This window comes from Pseudomonas hygromyciniae (assembly GCF_016925675.1).
Classification (GTDB): domain Bacteria; phylum Pseudomonadota; class Gammaproteobacteria; order Pseudomonadales; family Pseudomonadaceae; genus Aquipseudomonas; species Aquipseudomonas hygromyciniae.
In genome coordinates this window covers 2,461,424-2,484,271 of the sequence record NZ_CP070506.1, presented here as the reverse complement: position 1 = coordinate 2,484,271, position 22,848 = coordinate 2,461,424, and the positions used below count along the sequence as shown (strand labels likewise).

The 22,848-nt window shown below is 60.5% G+C and carries 13 protein-coding genes and 4 pseudogenes; 10 read left to right on the top strand and 7 right to left on the bottom strand.

Features of this window, described 5'->3' with window-relative positions:
• Nucleotides 1-5: 5 nt before the first annotated feature.
• Nucleotides 6-773: an SDR family oxidoreductase gene (locus tag JTY93_RS10810; RefSeq protein ID WP_104912158.1), complete on the top strand. Its 768-nt coding sequence runs from the start codon at nucleotides 6-8 to the stop codon at nucleotides 771-773.
• Nucleotides 774-870: 97 nt separating this feature from the next.
• On the opposite strand, the gene JTY93_RS10805 is transcribed toward JTY93_RS10810, so the two are convergent.
• The 3 genes from JTY93_RS10805 to JTY93_RS10795 form a co-directional block, all read right to left on the bottom strand.
• Nucleotides 871-2,544, bottom strand: coding sequence for a hypothetical protein (locus JTY93_RS10805; protein ID WP_205519006.1), 1,674 nt, complete (start codon nucleotides 2,542-2,544; stop codon nucleotides 871-873).
• Nucleotides 2,545-2,644: 100 nt separating this feature from the next.
• Nucleotides 2,645-6,010 carry a calcium-binding protein gene (locus JTY93_RS10800; RefSeq protein ID WP_205479294.1) on the bottom strand — a complete coding sequence of 1,122 codons (3,366 nt, stop codon included), beginning with the start codon at nucleotides 6,008-6,010 and terminating at the stop codon, nucleotides 2,645-2,647.
• A 118-nt stretch (nucleotides 6,011-6,128) separates the two neighbouring features.
• Nucleotides 6,129-6,569 (bottom strand): carboxymuconolactone decarboxylase family protein, encoded by a 441-nt coding sequence (locus JTY93_RS10795; protein ID WP_205479296.1) that lies wholly within the window; start codon nucleotides 6,567-6,569, stop codon nucleotides 6,129-6,131.
• 163 nt (nucleotides 6,570-6,732) lie between these two features.
• On the opposite strand from JTY93_RS10795, the pseudogene JTY93_RS29910 reads away from it, so the two are divergent.
• From JTY93_RS29910 to JTY93_RS10785, 3 genes and pseudogenes are all read left to right on the top strand, one after another.
• Nucleotides 6,733-6,962: pseudogene (locus tag JTY93_RS29910) on the top strand (GntR family transcriptional regulator); the annotation flags it as partial.
• Nucleotides 6,963-7,042: 80 nt separating this feature from the next.
• Nucleotides 7,043-8,168 (top strand): annotated as a pseudogene (locus JTY93_RS10790) (aminotransferase-like domain-containing protein); the annotation flags it as partial.
• An 83-nt stretch (nucleotides 8,169-8,251) separates the two neighbouring features.
• Nucleotides 8,252-8,659, top strand: coding sequence for a cupin domain-containing protein (locus JTY93_RS10785; RefSeq protein ID WP_205479306.1), 408 nt, complete (start codon nucleotides 8,252-8,254; stop codon nucleotides 8,657-8,659).
• 3 nt (nucleotides 8,660-8,662) lie between these two features.
• Here the strand turns inward: JTY93_RS10785 and JTY93_RS10780 are convergent, their stop codons facing one another.
• Nucleotides 8,663-9,325 (bottom strand): DNA-3-methyladenine glycosylase I, encoded by a 663-nt coding sequence (locus tag JTY93_RS10780; RefSeq protein WP_205479308.1) that lies wholly within the window; start codon nucleotides 9,323-9,325, stop codon nucleotides 8,663-8,665.
• A gap of 232 nt (nucleotides 9,326-9,557) precedes the next feature.
• Here JTY93_RS10780 and JTY93_RS10775 point away from each other — a divergent pair, with 232 nt between their 5' ends.
• Entirely contained in the window at nucleotides 9,558-10,868 is a 1,311-nt protein-coding gene (locus JTY93_RS10775; RefSeq protein WP_240344600.1) for a C4-dicarboxylate transporter DctA, read from the top strand.
• A gap of 12 nt (nucleotides 10,869-10,880) precedes the next feature.
• Here JTY93_RS10775 and JTY93_RS28995 read toward each other — a convergent pair.
• A pseudogene (locus tag JTY93_RS28995) lies at nucleotides 10,881-11,006 on the bottom strand (outer membrane lipoprotein carrier protein LolA); the annotation flags it as partial.
• Nucleotides 11,007-11,018: 12 nt separating this feature from the next.
• On the opposite strand from JTY93_RS28995, the gene JTY93_RS10770 reads away from it, so the two are divergent.
• Both JTY93_RS10770 and JTY93_RS10765 read left to right on the top strand, forming a co-directional pair.
• Nucleotides 11,019-11,720 (top strand): FadR/GntR family transcriptional regulator, encoded by a 702-nt coding sequence (locus JTY93_RS10770; protein ID WP_169998685.1) that lies wholly within the window; start codon nucleotides 11,019-11,021, stop codon nucleotides 11,718-11,720.
• Between the two features lie 15 nt (nucleotides 11,721-11,735).
• Nucleotides 11,736-12,413, top strand: a complete 678-nt coding sequence (locus JTY93_RS10765; protein WP_205479310.1) for a GntR family transcriptional regulator — start codon at nucleotides 11,736-11,738, stop codon at nucleotides 12,411-12,413.
• Between the two features lie 272 nt (nucleotides 12,414-12,685).
• On the opposite strand, the pseudogene JTY93_RS10760 reads toward JTY93_RS10765, so the two are convergent.
• Together JTY93_RS10760 and JTY93_RS10755 are read right to left on the bottom strand one after the other, a co-directional pair.
• Nucleotides 12,686-13,910 (bottom strand): annotated as a pseudogene (locus JTY93_RS10760) (IS3 family transposase).
• A 120-nt stretch (nucleotides 13,911-14,030) separates the two neighbouring features.
• Nucleotides 14,031-18,890 (bottom strand): NAD-glutamate dehydrogenase, encoded by a 4,860-nt coding sequence (locus tag JTY93_RS10755; RefSeq protein ID WP_169998681.1) that lies wholly within the window; start codon nucleotides 18,888-18,890, stop codon nucleotides 14,031-14,033.
• A 511-nt stretch (nucleotides 18,891-19,401) separates the two neighbouring features.
• Here JTY93_RS10755 and JTY93_RS10750 point away from each other — a divergent pair.
• From JTY93_RS10750 to JTY93_RS10740, 3 genes are all read left to right on the top strand, one after another.
• Nucleotides 19,402-21,096: a dermonecrotic toxin domain-containing protein gene (locus JTY93_RS10750; protein ID WP_205480685.1), complete on the top strand. Its 1,695-nt coding sequence runs from the start codon at nucleotides 19,402-19,404 to the stop codon at nucleotides 21,094-21,096.
• 181 nt (nucleotides 21,097-21,277) lie between these two features.
• Nucleotides 21,278-21,631: a hypothetical protein gene (locus JTY93_RS10745; protein WP_205480682.1), complete on the top strand. Its 354-nt coding sequence runs from the start codon at nucleotides 21,278-21,280 to the stop codon at nucleotides 21,629-21,631.
• A 257-nt stretch (nucleotides 21,632-21,888) separates the two neighbouring features.
• On the top strand, nucleotides 21,889-22,848 hold the full coding sequence (locus JTY93_RS10740) for an AAA family ATPase (RefSeq protein WP_003218556.1): 960 nt from the start codon (nucleotides 21,889-21,891) through the stop codon (nucleotides 22,846-22,848).

Here is a 22,848-nt window from a genome sequence, read left to right as displayed (position 1 = left end):
CCACCATGTCCAAGACCCACCTGTTCGACCTCGACGGCAAGATCGCGTTTGTCTCCGGCGCCAGCCGTGGCATCGGTGAGGCCATTGCCAAGTTGCTGGCCCAGCAAGGCGCCCATGTGATTGTGTCGAGTCGCAAGATCGATGGCTGCCAACACGTGGCCGACGCGATCATCGCCGCCGGTGGCAAGGCCACGGCCATTGCTTGCCATATCGGCGAGATGGAGCAGATCACCCAGGTGTTTGCCGGGATTCGCGAGCAGTTCGGGCGCCTGGACATCCTGGTCAACAATGCCGCGACCAACCCACAGTTCTGCAACGTACTGGACACTGACCTGGGGGCCTTCCAGAAAACCGTCGACGTGAACATTCGCGGCTACTTCTTCATGTCGGTGGAAGCCGGCAAGCTGATGCGTGAAAACGGGGGCGGCAGCATCATCAACGTGGCTTCGATCAACGGCATTTCTCCCGGGCATTTCCAGGGTATCTACTCGGTGACCAAGGCCGCCGTGATCAATATGACCAAGGTCTTCGCCAAGGAATGTGCGCAGTTCGGCATTCGCTGCAACGCCCTGCTGCCGGGCCTGACCGACACCAAATTTGCCTCGGCACTGGTCAAGAACGAATCGATCCTCAACATGGCCCTGGCGCAGATCCCGCTCAAACGCGTAGCCGACCCAAGCGAAATGGCCGGCGCCGTGCTCTACCTGGCCAGCGACGCCTCGACCTATACCACAGGTGTGTCGCTGAATGTCGATGGCGGCTTCCTGTCCTGACACCCGCAGCTCGTGCGGCGAGGTGGAGCTTATGTGGCTAGGGGGCTTGTCCCCTAGCCACAACAACCACAGCTCTTCCCCCCCCAGCCACACCCCCTCAGCGCACCGGGCTCATATCAATCTTGAACAAATACTGAGTGCCATTGGATGTCGTGGCGCCGATCAGCTTGAATAACCGTTGATTGCTCAGCGCCTGTCTGACGGCAACCCCAGCCTGTGACCTCGCGACCTCGGAATGGGCGAGCACCGCTTCTACCCAGCGGTCCTCCATCTGCCAGTACCCACCCCTCATCGCCATACTGACAGGAGACAAACGGTCCGGGTTGCCCGGTGGACTATGTTTGACTTCCAGCAGATAAACCGCCCCCGTCGGCCCCGTGAATACCAGGTCAAAACCGTACTGCCCCCCACCGTAGGTGCCTCCTGAAAGAATCTGGTAGCCATCGTCGACCAACATCTGCTGGTACATCAGCTCATTGGCCTTTCCACGCGCTGCCGTAGCTTGGATACTCAGGGCACTCCACTGCTCGAATAACCTTTGATGGGCATCACTTCGTTGACGCCTGGGGTAGTGCAGTTGGTCGTGGCGGCTGACGATCTGGAGATTGAAACTACCACCCTCGCGCGCGCTGACCGTGGCCATGCCCTGCAACGGGTCGAACTGCGCAATGCCCACCGGCAAGGCCCGGCCATCGGCTTGGGCGCTGATGGCCTGTCGCAGGCGATCATAGGGATAACCATGGCGCCAGATATGCTCGTCAATCAGGCGATCCCGATCCCGCACCGACGCCTCGCGTATGGCCCGGGTGTCAAATACGATCAGTTGTCGCGCGTATTGCTGCATATAGCGGTAAGTGTGTTTGTCCATGGTCGACATCAGCCCCTGGCTCATGTCGCTGCTGACCCCGGTGTAGCCCAATACCCTGCGCGCATCCGCAATAATGTCGCCGATCTCGCGCAATCGAAGCTCCGGCACCCATGAGCTCAAATGGCCGCCGGTATCCAGATAAATCGGCTCAACCCCGTTGCCGTACAGCCGCCATTTATTGCGCACCGTATCGACCTCCACACGGCTGGTGACACCACCGATAGGCAGATAGGTCAATGGCGCCATGCCCAGCCGGAAGATGCCGTCTTCGGCCACTGAACCCTGGTTGCGCAAGCGACCGTTGGCGTCGCGTTGCATGATATGACTGTGCTGGCTCTTGTAGGCCTTCAAGACGAACCGCATATCGACGTAGTAACGCTGGCCTTCCACCACAAAGTCGTGCATCCCTGGCATAGGCAACGGCGGCACGCCGCGCGCCTGGCTGACGTCATACCGCTGCAGATCCCACACTGGGTCCAGGCGCCCTCTGACAGTGACCGGGACCGATATCGCCTGCGGGACAGGCGTCGCAGCGCCACTCCTCGTCCAGGTTGAAGTGCCCGCCACCCGCTGCAGCGGCGCCCCCGTGGCGGCCAATTGATGGGGGGCGCGCTCGCGGAACTCACCGGTGGCCGGGTCGCGAACGGCCAGCACCGTCTCGCGGGTGACCAGCTCAAGATAGGTCCGACCGTTGTGGCTCAGCACGCCATCGGCGCTCGGCGCGGACAGCTGCGCCCCGGGGACCAGTACGGCCATTGGCGGCATCGGGCCCGGCACATCCAGGTCACTGATCTGCGGTACGGTAAACGAGGCTTCGTAGCCCCCACGTCGGCGGGCGGCTCGCCCGATGTTCGGCGTGGGGCGTGCGGCCCAGGGGGCCGAAGTCCCTGACCAGGCCGGCATCGATCCCCGCCTCGACGCGAGTCGCCAGCCCATCGGCCAGCCTCGATGGCCCAGGCCTGGGGGAATGAGGTGTCTGTTGCATAGAAATCCTTTTCCAGAGTTAGTTAAGTGACGCGCTTACACGCATCAGGTCAGCCGACGTCACGTTGCGCGCGGGATCAAGGTCGGCGCCCCAACGATCGAGCAGCATGTCGTAATGAATGGCGCTGGCGGTGCCGTCCGCCAGTTGCACACCGAGCACCCGCAAGCGGCGCGCGGTCAAGGTTGAGTACTGGCGCCGCAGGCGCAGTTGCTGCCAGACATCGGCAATGGTCAGGTAACGCGAGGCATCCAGTTGCACCAGGAAAACGCTGCCCAGATCGAGCCGGATCTCGTACCGATCACCTTCGAGGGTCAGCACACTCAATTGCTCCAATGGCACCTGCGGGTCCGTGACCACTGGCAGGTTCAGCGTCACGCTGCCCACCTTGAGCGTGTGATCGACGAGGCTGATCTGGCTGTGGTCGATGACCTCATCCAGGCCGCTGGTGTTGATCAGCCATGTGGACGCATCCGAGGTTTTCGCCAGGGCACCGGGCGTCGACAAGGCAATGGTCACCCCGGTGCTGGGGTACACCGCGTATACCGACCCGCGCCCCACCAGGGCGTAGGACTGACGATGGGGCTCAGCCGGGATACGCAGGGTCTGCGGCTGCGATTGCAGCCATACGCCTTTGGCACTCGGCGGCCGGAAAAACCCATAGGCGCCGACCCTCGCCACCAACGCCGGCCGGCCTTCGAAGGCCCTGAAGCCTGGCTGGGCACGGTCTTGCAGGTAGGATTGCTGCAGTGCCTGGACTCGATAAGACACGCCATCCTTGAAGACCAGCACGAACTCACAGTCGAGCTTCAGGCTGGCGGCGCGGATGTTGGAAACGACAGGGGTGCGCATTGCCGCGCGGTCGCTGGCGAAATCGGCCAGCACCAACCGCCCGCCATCCGCGAAGGTCAGCGTCAAGGTCACATCGCTGTAAGTCAGTGAGTCGACCGCATTCTGGCTGCGCAGGGTCACGCGATACCCGGCCATAACCTCGATCAGTTCCTCGGTGCTGTAGTCCAGGTACAGCGTACAGGCGGTGGCGCCGCCGTGGATTCGCACCCGCGCACGCTTCTCGGCCGCGCCGCGCTCGACAAAGCAGCGGGTCGACAGGCCGAACGGCACCACAAATTCGCCGCCCGCCAATACACGCTGAAACGTCGGCGCAGGGTTGGCCGAGCGGGCAGCCACCTTGATCGGCTGATCGCCCTGCGCACTCAACAACGGGGGCAGAACCGGCTCCAGCGTGTAACCGTCCGCCGTCAGCAGGCGCAGGTTATGGCGGGCCAGGCGCCGCTCACCAGACTCACACAGGTAAAGGTTTTCAATCCTGACCAGGCGCTCTGGCAATTCGCCGTCGAGGCCGCGCAAGGAGCGGATCACCAATGCGCAGTCCTGGATCACCCAGGCGGCAATGGTGGACAGCTCCCACCCCAGCTCGATCAACGTGTCGTCCTGCCAGTGTTGCTCATGCAGCGTGACGGTGCCTCGGTTGCTGGCGATGATGTAGCGGTCGTTGCCCGCCCCACCGTCGACCCAGGCATCGGCGCCGTTGACGATGATCGTGTCATCGCCGGCCCCCGCCTCGATCCGGTCGTTGTTGCCTTCGGCGATCAGGAGATTGGCCTGGGCCGAACCTTTGACATGACTGGCCATACCCGCCGGGGTCGCGACGTTCTCGATCGAGTCCAGGTTGATCTGGTTCGACAGCCCGCTGCGGCCGGCATCTTTGCGCCGGGTGACGCGGCCGGCATCCAGGTCGATGGCAAACCCCTCAATGCCCTCGGCATACGATTGAGGGTTGCTCAAATGCAACGTATCGCTGCCACTGCCACCGTGCAGTTCGCTCGCCACACCGGGGGTGGCAACGGCATCTAGCGTATCGGGCGACAGGTCAAACACAAACTGGTCATCGCGTATCCCTCCGGTGAGTCGTTTGTGCCCCGCACCGAACTGAAAGATATTGCGCATCTCCAGCAGGCCCCGAATGTCGTCGTTGCCCCCGCCCAGGCGCCAGAGAATCGCTGCATGGGTGAACGGCGCCCCGAGTACCACCCCGGGCAATTGGCTGACCCCGGCGTGGGAGCCATCGAACACATCGTCAGCGTCATGGATGGCCGGTGCAGTACTGTCCACATAGGGCTGCTCTCCCGCCGCCTCGTCCCAACGGTGCTTCCACTGCCGCACGGGGATCATGCGCACCTCGAACCGACCATTGACCACCGCGTGTACGGTGCTCTTGAGCGCGCCGCGCATCCACTTTTCGGCCACGTCGGTGAGATAGGCAGCGTGCTGTTTTTCCATCCTCGCCAGCAGATAGCGGTTGCGTACATCCTCGTCCAGCTCACGGCCTGCAAACGACAGCCAGCCGGCCCTCAAGCGCTCAGACACGCTCAGCTCGATGTAGTCGTCAATGTCATCCACCTGGCGTACCGCGCTGTAGATCTGCGCCCCGAGCATCAGGACGACGGCTGCGGCAATCCCCAACGGCCCGGCATAGCTGAAGCCTGCCAGCGCGGCGATCCCCAGCACCACGCCCAGTGCCGCACTGGCCAGGCTGAAACCGGCATTGACGTAGTGGTCCATCGCCTCCTTGCCCTGGGACTTCGCCGCGTCCTTGAGTGACTGCACCGCACTGTAGATGTCGAACGGCAGGGTTAATACCTGGGCAAACAGGCCCGCGCCGCGCCGCAATAATTGGCCTACGGTGCTCGCACAAAACCCCTTGAACACGCGCCCGCCGTTCTCCAGCATGCGCTTGCCCAGGCGCTCCAGGGCCAACTCCAGCGCGTTGGATGTCAGCTCGGCGAGCAACTCGGCACCGGCGGCCAGGGTCTGGCGAATGTCACCGGTCCTGATGGCCTGGGCCAAGGCGTTGATTGCGCTGTAATAGCCATAGACCTGCAGGCCGGTACCCATTGCTTCCAGGGTACGGCTTCGAGGGGTGTCCACCCAGGCGGGCAGGCCTTCACGCTGTAGGATCTGATTGAAGTTGGTGTTCTGCACGGCGCGCAGCAAGTTGTCGAGCCGGCTCATCGTGTCACTGCTGTCCGGGCCCGGCGCCATCTCAAGCAGCGGCTTGGCCGGGGTGGAGCGTAATGCGGCGAACTCGAACAGCAGGCTAGCGCTGTTGTCACTGCCGGTCACGTCCGCGCCCAGGAATGCCTTGAGTTGCGGGGCCGCAAAGCGAATCGAATCAAGCAGCGTCTGGTCAGCCTCGCGCCTAGCCAGGTGTCGCGCGCTGATGGGCTTGCCCTCTATCTGTGCGCCCATTTCAGCCAGGACGGTACGGCGAACGGGTAAAACACCGACCAGCAGATCCCCCAGCCGGGTGTCCAGATCGGCCAGTTCCAAGGATGCGTCCACTGCGGGTGTATCGGGTTGAGTCATGAGTCGTTCCCTATGCCATGACGTGGGTCATATGGTTTGCCGGCAACAGGTGCCTGGCATAGGGCGATGGTGCTACGGCCCACTAGCGCCGCAGTGGTAGATCTTTATCCCGGGGGGGTTATTCTGGCGGCAACTGGCCAAAGGCGACGGCCAAGCGATTCCAGCCGCTGATGGTCGTAACCGCCATGGTCAGGTCCACCAGGGCCTGCTCGCCGAACTCGGCGCGGACGGCGGCGAACAGCGCGTCCGGCACGCCCGCGCACGCCAGCAGCGCCGTGGCCTCGCTCCATTCCAGGGCAAGTTTTTCGCGGCGGCTGAACAACGGCGAATCGCGCCACACACACAACGCCAACAAGCGCCGCGTGCTCTCGCCCCGCGCCAACGCCGCCATGGCGTGCATGTCACTGCAAAAACCACAGTGGTTCAGTTGCGAGACGCGAATCCTGATCAGGTCCAGCAAAGGCCTGTCGATGGACAGCTCAAACAGCGTCGCTTCGAGCACCATCATGCCTTTAAGCGCTTGGGGCGAAGCCGTGTAGTAGTCCAGACGCGGTGGCATAGGGGGCGGCCTCGATGGGCAAAGACGATGGCCGCCAGCTTAAAACCGCGCAGGCCCCAGCCCTATAGCCAAAGTGACGCTTTATGCCTAGACCGCCTTGGCCGTAGGCGCGCCCTGAGGTTGCGGGTAATCTGGGCGCAGTCTGACCGCCTCTGGATGCACCATGGAATTACACGTCGTCATCAATGGCCGCAAGGATCTGGCCGAACAGCTGTATCGGCAATTGCTCGCGGCCATCCAATCCGGGCGCCTGGCCTCGGGTGCGCAGCTGCCGCCCAGCCGCCTGCTGGCCGAGCAGTTGGGGGGTGTCGCGCAAGACCGTCTCCGACACCTATGCGCTGCTGACCTATGAAGGGCTGCTGGTGGGGAAGATCGGCCGTGGCACCTTCGTCAGCAGCCAGGCCAACCGCCCTGCCCGGCGCCAGGACGCTGCCGACCTGGCCTGCGCCGCCCACCTGGCCAAATGGCAGGCACTGCCCTCGCCCATGCGCCACCCGACCCGCGACGGCACCTTGCGCTGCGAGTTCATCGGCGGCGCCACCACCCGCAGCCTGTTCCCCCCAGGACGAATGGCGGCGCTGTACCCTCGACGCCTTGCGACGCACGGCCCAGAACAGTGGGTTTTATAGCCAACCCGAAGGCCTGCCGGCCCTGCGTAGCGCAATCGCCGGGCACATCGCGTTTTCCCGGGGGGTCAACTGCCGCGACACCGACATTGTGGTGTGCAATGGCGCCCAGCAAGCCTTGGACCTGATCGCCCGGGTGGTGCTGGAACCCGGCAGTCTGGTGGCCATGGAAGACCCCGGCTACACCCCCGCCCGCTTGATGTTCGAGGCCGTAGGGGCGACGGTGGCCAGCGTGCCGGTGGATGCCGAAGGTATCCAGGTCACCCAGATTCCCCAGGGCACACGGCTGATCTATGTGACGCCCTCACATCAATTCCCCCTCGGCATGCCCATGAGCCAGGCTCGTCGCGAGGCGCTGCTGGCACGCGCGCTGGAATTGGGCGCGATCATCATCGAAGACGACTACGACAGTGATTTCCGCTATGAAGGCCGACCCACCCACTCCCTGCAAAGCATGGACGAGCGCGGCATTGTGGCCTACGTCGGGACCTTCTCCAAAACCCTGCTGCCGGACCTGCGCCTGGGCTACGCGGTACTGCCGCCGGCGATCCATGGCGCGGTGGTCAAGGCCAAGCAACTGACCGACCAGCACACCTCGACACTGCCGCAATGGGCACTCGCCAAGTTCATCAGCGAAGGCTACCTGCTCAAGCACATCCGGCGCTGTCACACCGTCTACGCTAACCGCCGCGAGCGCATCCTCAGCCGCCTGGCCGGCGACTTGTCACCCTGGTTCGAAGCCGTGCCCAGCGTGGCCGGGTTCCACCTGGCAGCGCTGTGCAAGAGGCCGGTGAACATTCCCTTGCTGATCGAGCTGGCGCGCCAAATGGAAGTCGGGCTGTACCCATTGGATGTGTTTTTTCATGAGGCACCGGTGCAGTGCGGCCTGATGATCGGCTTTGGGGCCATCGAGACCCTGGATATCGACCCATCGCTGGACAAGGTGCGCGATATCCTCCAGCAGATTGGCTAAGGGGTTTTCCATAGGATTGGCTATAGGTGCCTCACGGTGCCGGGCGTAGGGTGATGGGGTCTGTAATCCTAGAGAACTGCACCATGAAAATACTCCTCGGCACTACCCTCCTGCTGGCTTCGCTAAGCGCCTTTGCCCATGGGCCGGTCTACAACCAGGAAGCGATCAAGGTCCTGCAAGAGCATGCCTTGAGCAACGTGCCTGGTAAGAAAACCACCATGCTCACCGTGGACTACGCACCGGGCCAGGCCACCGTACCCCATAGCCATACCGGCACGGCGGTGGCTTATGTGCTGGAAGGTGAAATCACCTCGCGGGTCAACGATGAACCGGCCATTACCTACAAAGCCGGGCAATCATTCTACGAACCGACCGGCTCGCGCCACTTCGAATCCAGCAATGCCAGCCAGACCCAGCCGGCCAGGTTACTGGTGGTGATGGTTATGGATGACAAGGCTGATGTGCTTACGCCCCTGCCAGCGCAGAACTGATTGCTAGACGCGGGCTTGATAGAGCCCCTGTGGCGAGCGGGCTTGCTTGAACTGGCGCCGCAGGTCTTCGATCGGCTGCCGGCAGGCGCAGCCTTGCAGGTGGTCGTTGACCATCCCCATCGCCTGCATGAACGCGTACATCGTCGTCGGCCCCACGAATGTCCAGCCGCGTTTCTTCAAGGCCTTGGACAAGCGCACCGAAGCTGGCGTCGTGGGGTTGCCCGTCCAATAGGCCATATCCACCAGCGCCGGACGCTCGTCGGCCCCAGGTTCGAAAGCCCATAGCCACGCAGCCAGCGAGCCGTACTCGTCCACCAACTCACAGGCGCGGCGCGCATTGTTGATGGTCGAGAGAATTTTGGCGCGATTGCGCACGATGCCCGGGTCGGCCATCAGGCGCTGGAGGTCTTCCTCGGTGTACTGCGCCACCCGGCGAAAATCAAAGCCCTCGAATGCCCGGCGAAAGTGCTCGCGCTTGCGCAGGATGGTGATCCACGCCATGCCGGCCTGGAAGCCTTCCAGGCAGATTTTCTCGTACAACGCAGTGTCGTCGGCAACCGGGACGCCCCATTCGTGGTCGTGATAATCGGGGTATTCAGCGGCGGCCGTACGCCAGGTACAACGGGTCTGGCCTGTTTCGTCGGTTGTCAGTCCGGGCATATCCATGCGTCACCTCAGCAGCCAAGCCTGGGATGATAAGCGAAAAAAATTCCACGCCGCCAACCGCTCAAGCATCAGGGTTACCGAGCAACTGGTATGACCGGCTCCGTCAAACCCCCTCTTCACCCCTTGTGATTTGCAAAAAGCCAAGCGTAGACTGGCCACGCACTGGACTTACCGGTCAGACCACAACAATTAAGCCCTGGACCCACCAGGGCACCGAATAGAGATCCTTCCCATGCTCAGATGGTGCTCGCGTTCGATTTTCCTGCAAGTCGTCATAGGCCTGATGCTCGGCATCGCTTGCGGCTTGGCCCTTCCCGAATTCTCCACACAGCTCAAACCCCTGGGCGACGGCTTTATCAAGCTGATCAAGATGCTGATCGGCCTGATCGTGTTCTGCGTGGTGGTCAGCGGTATTTCCGGGGCCGGCGACTTGAAAAAAGTCGGGCGCATCGGCCTCAAGTCGGTGATCTACTTTGAAATCCTCACCACCATCGCCCTGGTGCTCGGTCTGGTGCTGGCCTTCAGTACCGGGATCGGCAGCGGCGCCAATATCCACCTGGAGCAATTGTCTTCGGCCGGCCTCAATGAACTGGCCGACCGTGGCCAGCATATCAAGGGCACCAGCCAGTTCTTGATGGACCTGATCCCCAATTCGGTGATCGGCGCCTTTGCCGACAACAACGTCTTGCAGGTGCTGTTGTTCTCGGTGCTGTTCGGCAGTGCGCTGAACCTGGTGGGTGAAGCAGCCTCGGGCATTTCGCGACTGATCAATGAGTTGAGCCATGTGATCTTCCGCATCATGGGCATGATCGTGCGCCTGGCGCCGATTGGTGTGTTCGGTGCCATCGCCTTTACCACCAGCACTTACGGCCTGGACTCGCTGCAACACCTGGGCAGCCTGGTGGGCTTGTTCTACCTCACGTGCATGGCCTTCGTCGCCATAATCCTCGGTGCCGTGATGCGGTTTTCGGGCCTGCGGATGTTGCCGCTGCTCAAATACCTGCGCGAAGAACTGCTGATCGTGATGGGCACCGCCTCGTCCGACGCCGTGTTGCCGCAGATCATGCGTAAACTGGAGCACCTGGGCATTGGCAGTTCCACCGTCGGCCTGGTGATCCCCACCGGTTACTCGTTCAACCTCGATGGTTTTTCGATCTACCTGACCCTGGCCATCGTGTTTATCGCCAACGCTACCGGTACGCCGTTGTCGATGACCGACCTGCTGACCATCCTGCTGGTATCGCTGATTACCTCCAAGGGCGCCCACGGCATACCGGGCTCGGCTCTGGTGATTCTGGCGGCGACCCTCACCGCAATCCCCGCCATCCCGGTAGTGGGCCTGGTGCTGGTATTGGCGGTGGATTGGTTTATGGGGATCGGCCGGGCGATGACCAACCTGATCGGCAACTGCGTGGCCACCGTGGCCATTGCCCGCTGGGAAAAGGACATTGATATCCAAAGGGCCAACAAGGTGCTGGAAGGGCAGCAAGGGTATGCATTCCAGGCCAAGAAGCCGGTGCTGCCGGCGCACCAGGAGTTCTGAACCTTCCCCACACACTGTCGGAGCGAGCCTGCTCGCGAAAAACTTCAAGGCACCGCGCGCACCCAGTCTGCCCGCGTTATCGTTGACGATTTTCGCGAGCAAGCTCGCTCCTACAGTTGATGGGTTATTTAAATTCAAGGAGCCCACGACGTGATCAGCACTTCAACCGTCGTCAATTCAGTCGTAGAAAAACTGCGCGCCGCCCTGGCGCGAGGCCAATGGCAGCGCGGGGAGATGCTCCCCGGCCAGCGCGAACTGGCCGAACAACTGGGCATCAGCCGCCCCAGCCTGCGCGAAGCGGTGATCGTGCTGGAAACCCTCGGCCTGGTGCGCTCGATGCCCGGCAAAGGCGTGGTCGTGCTGGAAACCAGCGTCAACGATCCCCAAGCCCATGACGCGGTGGCCGATGCCAGCCTCGCCGACATCCTGCAACTGCGCTACACCCTGGAGCCGTTTATCGTCGGCCTGGTAGCCCAGTCCATCACCAGCAAGGAAATCGGGCAACTGCGCCTGACCTTGATGGACATGCGCGAAGCCCTGGAAGCCAACGACAGTGAAGCGGGGATGAACGCCTACATCGCTTTCCACGAAGAGTTGTTCGCCCTGACCTCCAACCCGATCTTCCAGAACGTGGTGCAACAAACCAGCAACGCCCTCAAGCAAAGCGCCCAGGTGTTGCGCAACTCGCCCGAACACCTGGCCGAACGCCTGCAGGAAAACGAAGCCGTGGTGCGCGCGATCCGCAACAAGAACAGCGCCCTGGCCAGCGCCGAAATGCGCCGCCACATCCTCAACGAGGGCCAGCGCATGGGCACGGCCCTGAACATTCCCGACGATCATCTCGGTAGCTGACTTTGGAGACTGGCCATGAGTGCTCACGCCTTGCAACGCAACATCGTTGTTACCGCCCCGCCGGCCATGCGCCTGGTGCCCGGCAAGCGGCCGTCGGTGGAAGACCTCTACCCGCGCCTGTTCGATGCCATCCTGGAACAGCGCATCGTACCCACCAGCCGCTTTACCGAAGAAGGCCTGGCCCAGGAATTTGGTGTCAGCCGCAGCGTACTGCGCCGGGTCCTGGCACGCCTGGCCGAACAGCAAGTGATCATCCTGCGCCCCAACCTGCGTGCCCAAGTGGCGGCGCCAGATGCCGAGCAGGTGAAACATATTCTTGAGGCGCGGCGCTTGATGGAAGTGACCGTGGTGCAACTGGCGTGCGTACAGGCCACCCCTGGGCAGGTGCGGCGCCTACGCGAACTGGTGGCCCGCCAGCGGGCGTGCGTCGAACAAGGCCAGCAAGGCCCGGCCATCCGCCTGTTTGGGGAGTTTCACCTGTCGCTGGCAGCCATTGCGGGGAACCGACCGCTGGCGCAGTTCCTCAATAGCCTGGTGCCGTTGACCTCGCTGATCATTGCCCGGCAAGGGGCGTTCTCCGGCGCCTGGCGTGAGCAGGCAGAGATTGTCGAAGCGGTGGAGCGCAGGGATGCGGGCGCGGCCGCAGGATTGATGAGCCGGTATCTGGATCACCTGGAGTCGAAGCTCTCGTAAGCCCGTGGCGATCAACATGTGGGAACTGGCCTGCGATAGCGGTGGGTCAGTCGATGCATATGTGGCTGAACCACCGCCTTCGCGAGCAAGCCCGCTCCCACAGGGGGTCTTTGTCGGGCAGAGTATGTTGGCCACACCACAAATCAACTGTGGGAGCTGGCTTGTCGGATCGCCGCACCGCTGCGATGGCGGTGGGTCATCTGATACATCTTTTGGGCTCCTACATTGAACCGGATGTCTAGTCCTGAAATAGGTTTACACCTGTTTCAGTCTCAAAACGCCCGATGCACCGCATCGGGCGTTTTGTATTTCAGGGACAGGTGTGGCCGTTCCCCGTTGTAGATCAGCACCGATTCATCCACCATTTTCACTGCTTCCGCCAGGTTTTTTAGGGCGGCACAGCAAAAGCTCGGTCTTCAAGATCCCGTTTATCCTTTCTGCCAGAGCATTCTGGTAGCAGTCATATCCGTCGGTCATTGAGCATCTAACGTTATGGCTAGCGTGCAAGCGCTGGTAAAGCTCGGAGCAGTATTGGGCTCCACGGTCTGAGTGATGGATCAGTGGCAGCTTGCTTCGACGTTTGCTAATTGCTTTTTTCCATCGCTTTGATCACCGACTCGGTATGCAAGCTCTCATGCACATGATGGCCTACGATCTTGCGCGAGTAAGCGTCTGTCACGAGGCTCACGTAGGCGACGCTTTCCTGTGTCGGAAGGTAGGTTATATCTGCGACCCAGACATGCTCGGGCCTGCTGGCAACGATTTGTCCTGGACCCTCTTTGAGCAAATTCGGATGGCGGCGAAAGCGGTGATGGCTGTCCGTCGTTTTGTGGTAAGCCCGTTTGCGCACCACCAGTTCTCGAGCGTTGCGCAAGATGCTAAACAGGCGGTCTCTACCGACCCGCACTGGCGCGCCAACTTCGACGCTCATCAGGTAATGCAGCTTGCGCGTGCCTATCCTGGGCTGGCGGCGGCGCTTTTCAAGAACAAAGTCCATGACCTCTTGATCTTGACGAGTCCTTGCGTCAAAAGCTCGATTACGTTGGTAATACGCTTGGCGCGAAATGCCCATGAACAGGCAAGCCCTGGTGATGCTCAGGTCTTGGATTTGCCCTTGCGAGAGGACTTGCCGAGTCGCTTTTTTACGACGCAAACACCGTAGTCATTCTTCAGAACATTCACGACGGCTTCGAAGAATTGCGCCTTCTGATTGCTTAGCGCCAGCTGTTCTTCGAGCTCTTTGATCCGCTGCTCGGGTGTCAGCGGGAGGGTTTGCTCGGTCATGGACCTGCTCCTCGGCTCTCGAATTGAGGCGCCTTGGCTCCAGTCCTGCCGGCCATGCTTGCGTAGCCAGACCAGTACCGTGGACCGGCCCTGAATGCCGTAGCGCCGTTGAGCCTCTTTATAACTCAACTCGCCCTTTTCGACCTGGTCTACGACCGATAATTTAAAGGCTAGCGTGTAGTCACGCTGGCTCCGCCTTTTGCCCGAATCCATTGGTTCCTCCTGAAGATAGGTCAGAAGGTGTAAACCTTATTCAGGACGGGACAGGATGAAAACAAAAAGCCCCGTATCTCGCGATACGGGGCTTTTTGTTTTTAGCGCTCTAGCGGCTGATTACAGCACCGCTTGACCACTCATTGCCAGGTCCAGTAGTTCACGGTTGGCCACTGCGTACATGGCGTAGTCCGTACCCACCGCAGCACGGATTTCCACCATCATCGCGCGCCAGCGCTCGACCATGCTCGCGTTCTGCTCCAGCCACAGGGCCACGCGGGCTTCCATGTCTTCTGGCGCATCGGCCATTTGCAGAACCTTGATGGTGATCGCCCGTTGCTGCCAGTCCACGTCATCGCGGAAGGCTTCGCGGGCCTGGGCCTGCCAGTTGTTGCCCACCGGCAGATCGCTGATCTGCTGCAGGTACCACGGCAGGTCCAGGGCGCTGCCCACGGCGAAGTAGGCCTTGGCCACATCGGCGGCGCTCTGGCCGGTCACGTCGGCGGCTTCGATGATCGGCAGCAGGGTGTACAGGTGCGTGGTACCCGCAACCATACGCGCCAACAACTCCGGAACGCCGGCTTCAACATAAGCCTGGTAACGGTTCTGCCAGCCTTCGCGGGTCGGGCCTTCCAGCAGTTCGTCGAGCTTGAGGCCCAACGCTGCCAGGTGCGGACCGAAGTGCGCCACATCACGCGCCGCATCCTGCTCGTTGCGACGGCTGCGCAGGAACCAGCGCGTGGCACGGCGCCCCAGGCGCATCAGCTCATCCATCAGCGCCAATTGCACTTCAGCAGAAACCTGGTGGTCCAGGGCTTCGATCTGACGGAACCAATGCGGGAGGTGGAAGATGTCACGCACGATCACATAGGCGCCGGCCACGTTGGCCGGGCTCATGCCGGTCGACTCTTTGAGTCGTTGCACGAAAGTGATGCCCATGTGGTTGACCAGGTCGTTGGCGATCTGGGTGCTGACGATCTCGCGCTTGAGGCGATGGCGACGCATGGCCTCGGAGAACTTGGCCACCAGGCTCGGCGGGAACGCGGTCTCCATGTCACGGGTCAGGTAGTCGTCATCCGGGACCAGGGACTTGAGCAGGGCTTCCTTGAGGTCGATCTTGCTGTACGAGATCAGCACCGACAGCTCTGGACGGGTCAGGCCCTTGCCGGTCGCGGCGCGCTCGACAAGCTGCTCTTCGGTCGGCAGGTACTCGATGGCGCGGTCCAGCTTGCCACGGCCTTCCAGGTCGCTCATCAGGCGCTTGTACTCGGCAGCACGCTCGTAGGCTTTGCGTGCGGCCAGGGACAGGGCCTGGGTCTGCTTGTAGTTGTTGCCCAACACCAGGCTGCCGACTTCGTCGGTCATGCTCGCCAGCAACTGGTTGCGCTGCTTGTCGGTCATGTCGCCAGCCTGCACCACTTCGTTGAGCAGGATCTTGATGTTCACTTCGTGGTCGGAGCAGTCCACACCACCGGCGTTGTCGATAAAGTCGGTGTTGGAGCCGCCGCCATTGAGGCCGAATTCCACACGACCCAGTTGGGTCATGCCCAGGTTACCGCCCTCGCCCACGACCTTGCAGCGCAGCTCGTTGCCGTTGACGCGCAGCGCGTCGTTGGCTTTGTCGCCCACGTCGGCATGGCTTTCGGTGCTGGCCTTGACGTAGGTGCCGATACCGCCGTTCCACAACAGGTCCACCGGCGCCTTGAGCAAGGCGTTCAGCAGTTCGGTCGGGGTCAGCTTGTCGGCCTGGATGTCGAAGCGCTCTTTCATCTGTGGCGAGATGGCAATGCTTTTGGCGCTGCGCGAGAAGATCCCGCCGCCTTCGGACATGATGCTGGTGTCGTAGTCGCTCCAGGCCGAACGCGGCAGCTCGAACATGCGCTGGCGCTCGACGAAGCTGGTGGCCGGGTTCGGGTTTGGATCGATGAAGATATGCAAGTGGTTGAAGGCCGCGACCAGTTGCAGCTTGTCGGACATCAACAAGCCGTTGCCGAACACGTCACCGGCCATATCGCCGACGCCCACCACCGTGATGCTGTCTTGCTGCACGTTGATGCCGCGCTCACGGAAGTGACGCTGCACACCCACCCACGCGCCCTTGGCGGTGATGCCCATTTTCTTGTGGTCGTAACCGGCCGATCCACCGGAAGCAAACGCGTCGCCCAGCCAGAAGCCGTAGTCGATGGCGATGCCGTTGGCGATATCGGAGAAAGTCGCGGTGCCTTTGTCGGCCGCCACTACCAGGTACGGGTCATCGTTGTCGTGGCGCACCACGTTCAACGGAGGCACCAGAGCGCCGTCTTTCAGGTTGTCGGTAATGTCCAACAGGCCGGAAATGAAGATGCGGTAGCAGGCGATGCCTTCGGCCGCGATCTCGTCCCGGCTGCCGCCCAATGGCAGGCGACGCGGCAGGAAGCCGCCCTTGGCGCCGACCGGCACGATCACCGAGTTCTTCACCTGCTGGGCTTTTACCAGGCCCAGCACTTCGGTGCGGAAGTCTTCTTCACGGTCGGACCAGCGCAGGCCGCCACGAGCGACGTTGCCAAAGCGCAGGTGCACGCCTTCGACGCGCGGCGAATAGACGAAGATTTCAAACTTCGGTACCGGCTTGGGCAGCTCGGGAATCGCGTGGGGGTTGAACTTGAAGCTGAAGTACGATTTGTTCTGGCCGTTGGCATCAGTCTGATAGAAGTTGGTGCGCAGGGTGGCCTTGATCAGGTCCAGGTAGCGCCGCAGGATGCGGTCTTCGTTGAGCACCTGCACATCGTCCAGGGCGCTGAGGATCGCTTGTTCCAGGCGTTGCTGCTTGTCTTCCAGGTCATCGGCGGTGAGCTTGCGCGCCAGGTAGAAGCGGGTCTTGAACAACCGGGTCAACTCGCGGGCGATGTCGGTGTGGTTGTTCAACGTACTGGCGATATAGCCGAGGTCAAAGCCCAGGCGGATCTGCTTCAGATAACGGGCATAGGCACGCAGCAGCGCCACGTCACGCCATGGCAGGCCGGCGGTCAGCACCAGGCGGTTGAACGCATCGTTCTCGGCGTCGCCGTTGACGATATGCACGAACGCGTCCTGCAGGGTGTCGTTGAGTTGCTGGATATCGAGGTTCAGGCCTTCGGCGGCGGTGAACGCAAAGTCGTGGATCCAGAACTCGCGGCCATTGGCGTGGCGCAGACGATACGGGAACTCACCGAGCACGCGCAGGCCAAGGTTTTCCAGGATCGGCAGCACGTCGGACAACGCCAGTGGGGTGTCGGCGTGATACAGCTTGCAATGCAATTCCTGCTGGCCGGTCACGTGGCCCAGGGGCTGATAGAAGCTCATCACCAGCGGCTTGGCTTCGGTCAGGTTGAGCAGGTGTTGCATGTCGACCACGGCCGAATGCGCAGCAAAGCGCTCGCGGTAGCCTGCGGGGAAGCCTTTGGGGAAATCCGCCAGCACGTTGGTGCCGTGGGCCTCGCCGAAGCTCTCGACCACAAGGCTGGCGTAATCGTCCTGCCAACTGCGGCAGGCCTGCACCACTTCTTTTTCCAGTTGAACCGGGTCGATATCCAGGCGGTTCTTCGGGTCAACCCGCAGAATCAGCTGTACACGAGCCAGCACGGATTCGGAGAAGAACGTCCAGAACTCACAGTCCGAAGCCTTCAGGCGATCCATCAGCACTTGCTGGATCTTCTGGCGTACTTCGGTGGAGTAGATATCACGCGGCACGTAGGCCAGGCAGTAGCAGAAGCGACCGTACGGGTCTTTGCGCAGGAACACACGGATCTTGTTGCGTTCCTGGATCTGCACGATGGACATCACGGTGTTGAACAGCTCGTCGACCGGGGTCTGGAACAGGTCATCACGGGGCAATACCTCAACCACCTGAGCCAACTCTTTGCCCAGGTGAGCCTTGGCCTGGAAGCCCGAGCGGCGTTCGATTTCCGCGACCTTGCGGCGGATATAAGGGATCACCCGTACGCTTTCGCCATACACCGACGAGGTGTACAGGCCCATGAAGCGGTGTTCCTTGATGACCTTGCCGTCGGCACTGATCTCGCGGATCGACACGTAGTCCGGATACGCCGGACGGTGCACACGGCTTGGGTGCGCAGCCTTGGCGAACGAGAGCACGCTCGGTTCACGCAGGTAGGCCACGGCATAGTCTTCGATGCGCAGGTCTTCGGCGGTGAGGCCGGCACGCAGCAACTTGGTCAGGCCGAGGAAGGATTGGGCGTCATATTCAATATGACCGCCATCCGCCCCGTCACGTACCACGAACTCTTCGTAGCCGAGGAAGGTGAAGTGGTTGCCCACCAGCCACTCCAGAAAGTTCTTGATCTCGGCTTTTTCTTCGCCGTCGATAGCGAACTGGCTGGCGTCGATACCGGCCAGCAGGTCTTGGACCTTGGCTTTCATCGGTTCGAAGTCGGCCACGGCCACGCGCACTTCACCCAACACCTGCTCAAGCTCTTTGCTCAGCACGTTCAATTCGGCGGCATTGGCGCAGCGGTCGATTTCCAGGTACATCAACGATTCTTGCAGGACGTCTTCGCCCTGGGTGCCTTTTGGCAGGATTTCCAGCAACTCGCCCTTTTTGCCACGGCGCACACTGAGTACGGTGGTTTGCAGAGTGTGGATGCTGTAGCCACGGCGGTTCAGCTCGGTGCGTACCGAGTCCACCAGAAATGGCAGGTCATGGTGCAGCACTTCGACCGCAGTATGGGTCGACTGCCAGCCATGACGTTCGTAATCGGGGTTGTAGACCCGCACTTGCGGTTGGGTGTGATCAAAGCGCTCAAGCAGGCGCCAGGCAGACAGGGTGCAACCGGCCAGGTCGGAAAGGCGACGCTGTGTCAGTTCGTCCAGGGAAATGATGCCGAAGAATTGTTCAGCGAACAGCGCCACTTGTGGCAGTGCCTGTTCACTGATGTGCTGCGCCAGTGCCGCTTGCAGTTGATGCTGGAAGTCGGCTTTGCTGGCTGCGGTGAAGAACGCCATCTGTGGTACTCCGCTTGGGCTTGTTATTGATGGAAGCGTCGCGTGTTATCCCCTTGCGGGGAGACCGTCAGCGCTGTTCGTCGATACTGATAAATAAGCACCATAAACGAATCAGGGTGACAGGTGGGTGAAGCTGGACAAGACGATCAGGTCACATCGGATGTGCCACTGGCCAGGCGACGGAACGACGGGCAGGTCAGGGCCATGGCAGTGCTCACAATAGGCAGGCACATCCGTTGAGCAGCTTAACGAGTGTGCCGACACGCGTGCTTGCCCCTCTGCGACATATTCGGTCAACGCTAGGTAGCCGATAACACCACCCCTCAACCCGCAAGCCTACTGTTGGCGTATCGATAGTCTGTATTGCAAGAGCCGATAGTTTTTGGCAATGGAGTTTATTGCTGCGCATTCGCCAATCAAATCAGGACCGCACAGGCCGTCTTGGCGGTTGTACTCCAAGTAGTCCCGTCACCAAGGACGGCTCATTCCTGATAAAAGAGTGAGGCTCGCTATGAATTCCATTTATTCGCAATTCAGCCCCAATCTGTTTGCCCTGCACATGGCCATCCAAAGTGCCGTGGTGCCTGAGCAGAAAACCGCCCCCGAAGCAGCGCCTTCCACTCCAGTTTCTTTCACACCAAACAGCGAGGCCCTGCAGAATCCCAGGTGGATTTCCCAGTATGCAAAGTGGAAAAAAGATAGCTTTGGCAAGACCGATCAGTGGAAAGATGCAAATATTGCGGCGCACCTGAAAGTTTTTCGCGAGCATGATAAATCGGTGCAATCAGAACTCGGCATTAAAGACTACGCCCTTACCTACCATGTAGAGACGCCCGAGGGGCGTGCGAGTACGCGGGAACAGATAAGGCTTCATTACGAAAAGAAATATGGGATTGATCCCGACAAAACCTTCCTGATGACATTTGCCTACAATGTCAGAGGCCACACGCCCCCCTATCCTGGAACTGTAGTCAGCAAAATATCCCTGACCGATGCCGCTATAAAAAACCTACAAGACACCCCTGGCCATCCTCAATTGCCGAAGACCTCATTCAACAAACATGCCAGTAACCCACCGCCCATCGAAATCGTAGATAGCTTGACAATAGGCAGCCAACGCAACTCAGGACGTCATGGTTACCTCAATAATTCGAAGGGACTCAATACCCAGCAATATGAAGGGATTTATGTTGAGCCTGGCGCCGGAAAAAAAATCTACGATGCCTCCAATCAATCCCCTATCAGCCCCAAATCATTCCGTGAATACGTGTGGGATACCAGCTTCAGCAAATCCCACAAAGCCAATCTGGATAGCTTCTGGAACGGCTACAGAGATACGTACACCACCCTGTCCAAGATGTCTTTTACCAGCGCAGCGCACAAGCAATTTGCAGAGGGCTCGCTGACCCGGGAAGGTCGAGATATCGCGTTGCGTGCAACCAACATCAGCACAGATAAACCCCTCGACTCTTTGACGGCTAAAGACTTTCAGCAAGCCTATGCCCAAGATCCCAACCTGGACATAAAAGAGCTCGCTTTTGAAGGGCGCGTCGCTTCGGGCATCATGTCTGTGACAGATAAAACGACACAGAAAACGCTGCTCTATATTCCAGGCAACTCGTCTCCCATTCATGAATTCGCCAACCTTACAATGATGCGCAAATGGTTGACCGAGCAAATGACGGACAAGGCAAAACGCGATCAGTTTGCTGAACACTTCAAACTCAGCGATCGCACGGACAGTGTGTGGGAATCCGGAATTGACGTGCACCTTGAAAAGGTCGGTCGGTTTTCAAGCCTGCATACCGACTGGCCCGAAGACAAACCCTTTGGCGGTAAAACCATCGAGGGCGATCCATTCCAACATATACAGAGCCGTGTTGAGGCCTATACCTATAACAACACGGATGCGGGATACGTCAGCAACGACGACGTGAAGAAAAAAAATGTACTGACAGAGCTCAAGAGTATTAGCGGCTCCCTTATTGTACTTGCCCCGGTGTCATTGGCTTTTCCACCCTTGGGGGTAGCCCTCTTACTGTTTGATGGGGGCATAGCCGCGACAGAGATAGGCTTTGGTATTGATGACCACGTCAAAAACCGACCTGGCGCGGCTGACCGTATTACCTTTGGGTCCTTGAACGCAGTGGAGATAGTGACCAACGACTTGCTCGGAAGAACGGTGACGCCCTTTATAAAACCCTAGATAGAATCCAGGATCGTCCCGCTGCTCGTACCACAAATTAACCCTGTGACTTAACCCTTTCGCTCACCGGTAGATGATGCCCTGTACTCCTGAGCAGGGCGTCATCTGCATCCCTGAGCAAAAAAACGCCATAATAGTGAACTTACGCCCCAATTCGCCCTTATTGCTCTAGGCCTCCTTAATGAACCTGACCACCCCTCACCTGCTCGTCAACCCGTGCGACGACGAAGAAAACAACATGGCCATGCTCTGCTGCCACGGCACCAATGGCGAGATGTTCATGTTGTCCCGTTATCCGGATGAGGACGAGGTGGAACTCACCTGGGACTATGAGCCTTCAACGCTGGACGGCTTGAAGATCACCTTGGGCGCGACCACTCTGCTGGTGGAGATTGGCGCGGGGGACAAGGACGCACTGGGCGGCAGCGATCACCTGCAGATCAAGCACAGCACACCGGAATCGGACCTGGCCGAGGTAGAAGAAACCTTGCAGAACATTCTCAAGGGCACCGGCACTTACATCCGCACGCCTTGATTGGCGGCTGCAAATCGCTATCGTGGGCAAGCCCGCTCCCACATTTGAACGCGCCACAATCCAAATGTGGGAGCGGGCTTGCCCGCGATGAGGCCCTCATCGACGCCAAAAACCTCAGACCTTTCCCACAAACCCCCAAAAAAATACCCCCCCCCCGGTTCGTTAGTCGCCAGCCCCTCCAATGCATTAAAGTAAGCCCCCCAGGCCCTGGCATTTTTTCACACGCCCCAGGCTCATCTTCCCAGGAACCGTCATCGATGGAACATCGTGAAGCGCTGCTCGCGCTGCGAACCTTTCTTTCTACGCAGATTCTCGGCCAGGAAAAACTCATCGAGCGCCTGCTCATTGCCCTGCTCGCCGACGGCCATATGCTGGTAGAAGGCGCTCCCGGCCTGGCCAAGACCAAGGCCATCAAGGAGCTTGCCGAAGGGATCGAAGCACAGTTCCATCGTATCCAGTTCACCCCCGACCTGCTGCCCGCCGATATCACCGGCACCGAGATCTATCGCCCGGAAACCGGCAGCTTCGTGTTCCAGCAAGGGCCGATCTTCCACAACCTGGTGCTGGCGGACGAAATCAACCGTGCCCCGGCCAAAGTGCAGTCGGCCTTGCTCGAAGCCATGGCCGAGCGCCAGGTCAGCGTCGGGCGCAGTACCTACGAGTTGTCGCCACTGTTTTTGGTGATGGCCACGCAAAACCCCATCGAGCAGGAAGGCACCTATCCTCTGCCCGAAGCCCAGCTCGACCGCTTCCTGATGCACGTCAAGATCGGCTTCCCCGATGCCGCCGTGGAGCGGCGCATCTTGCAACAGGCCCGTGGCGAAGCGCTCAACGGCGAAACCAAGCCCGAGCGGCGGGTCAGTCAGCAGGCGATTTTCGCCGCGCGCAAGGAAATCCTCGGCCTGTACATGGCCGATGCCGTGGAGGAATACCTGGTGCAACTGGTCATGGCCACCCGCACCCCCGCCAAGTTCGACCCGGAAATGGCCGAGTGGATTGCCTACGGTGCCAGCCCACGGGGCTCGATCGCCCTCGACCGCTGCGCCCGGGCCCACGCCTGGCTGGCCGGACGCGACTTTGTCAGCCCGGAAGATATCCAGGCGGTGCTGTTCGACGTGTTGCGCCACCGCATTATCCTGTCCTTTGAAGCCGAAGCGGCGGGCATCGACCAGGATCGTGTGGTGCAACGCATTCTCGACGTCGTTGCCGTCGCTTGA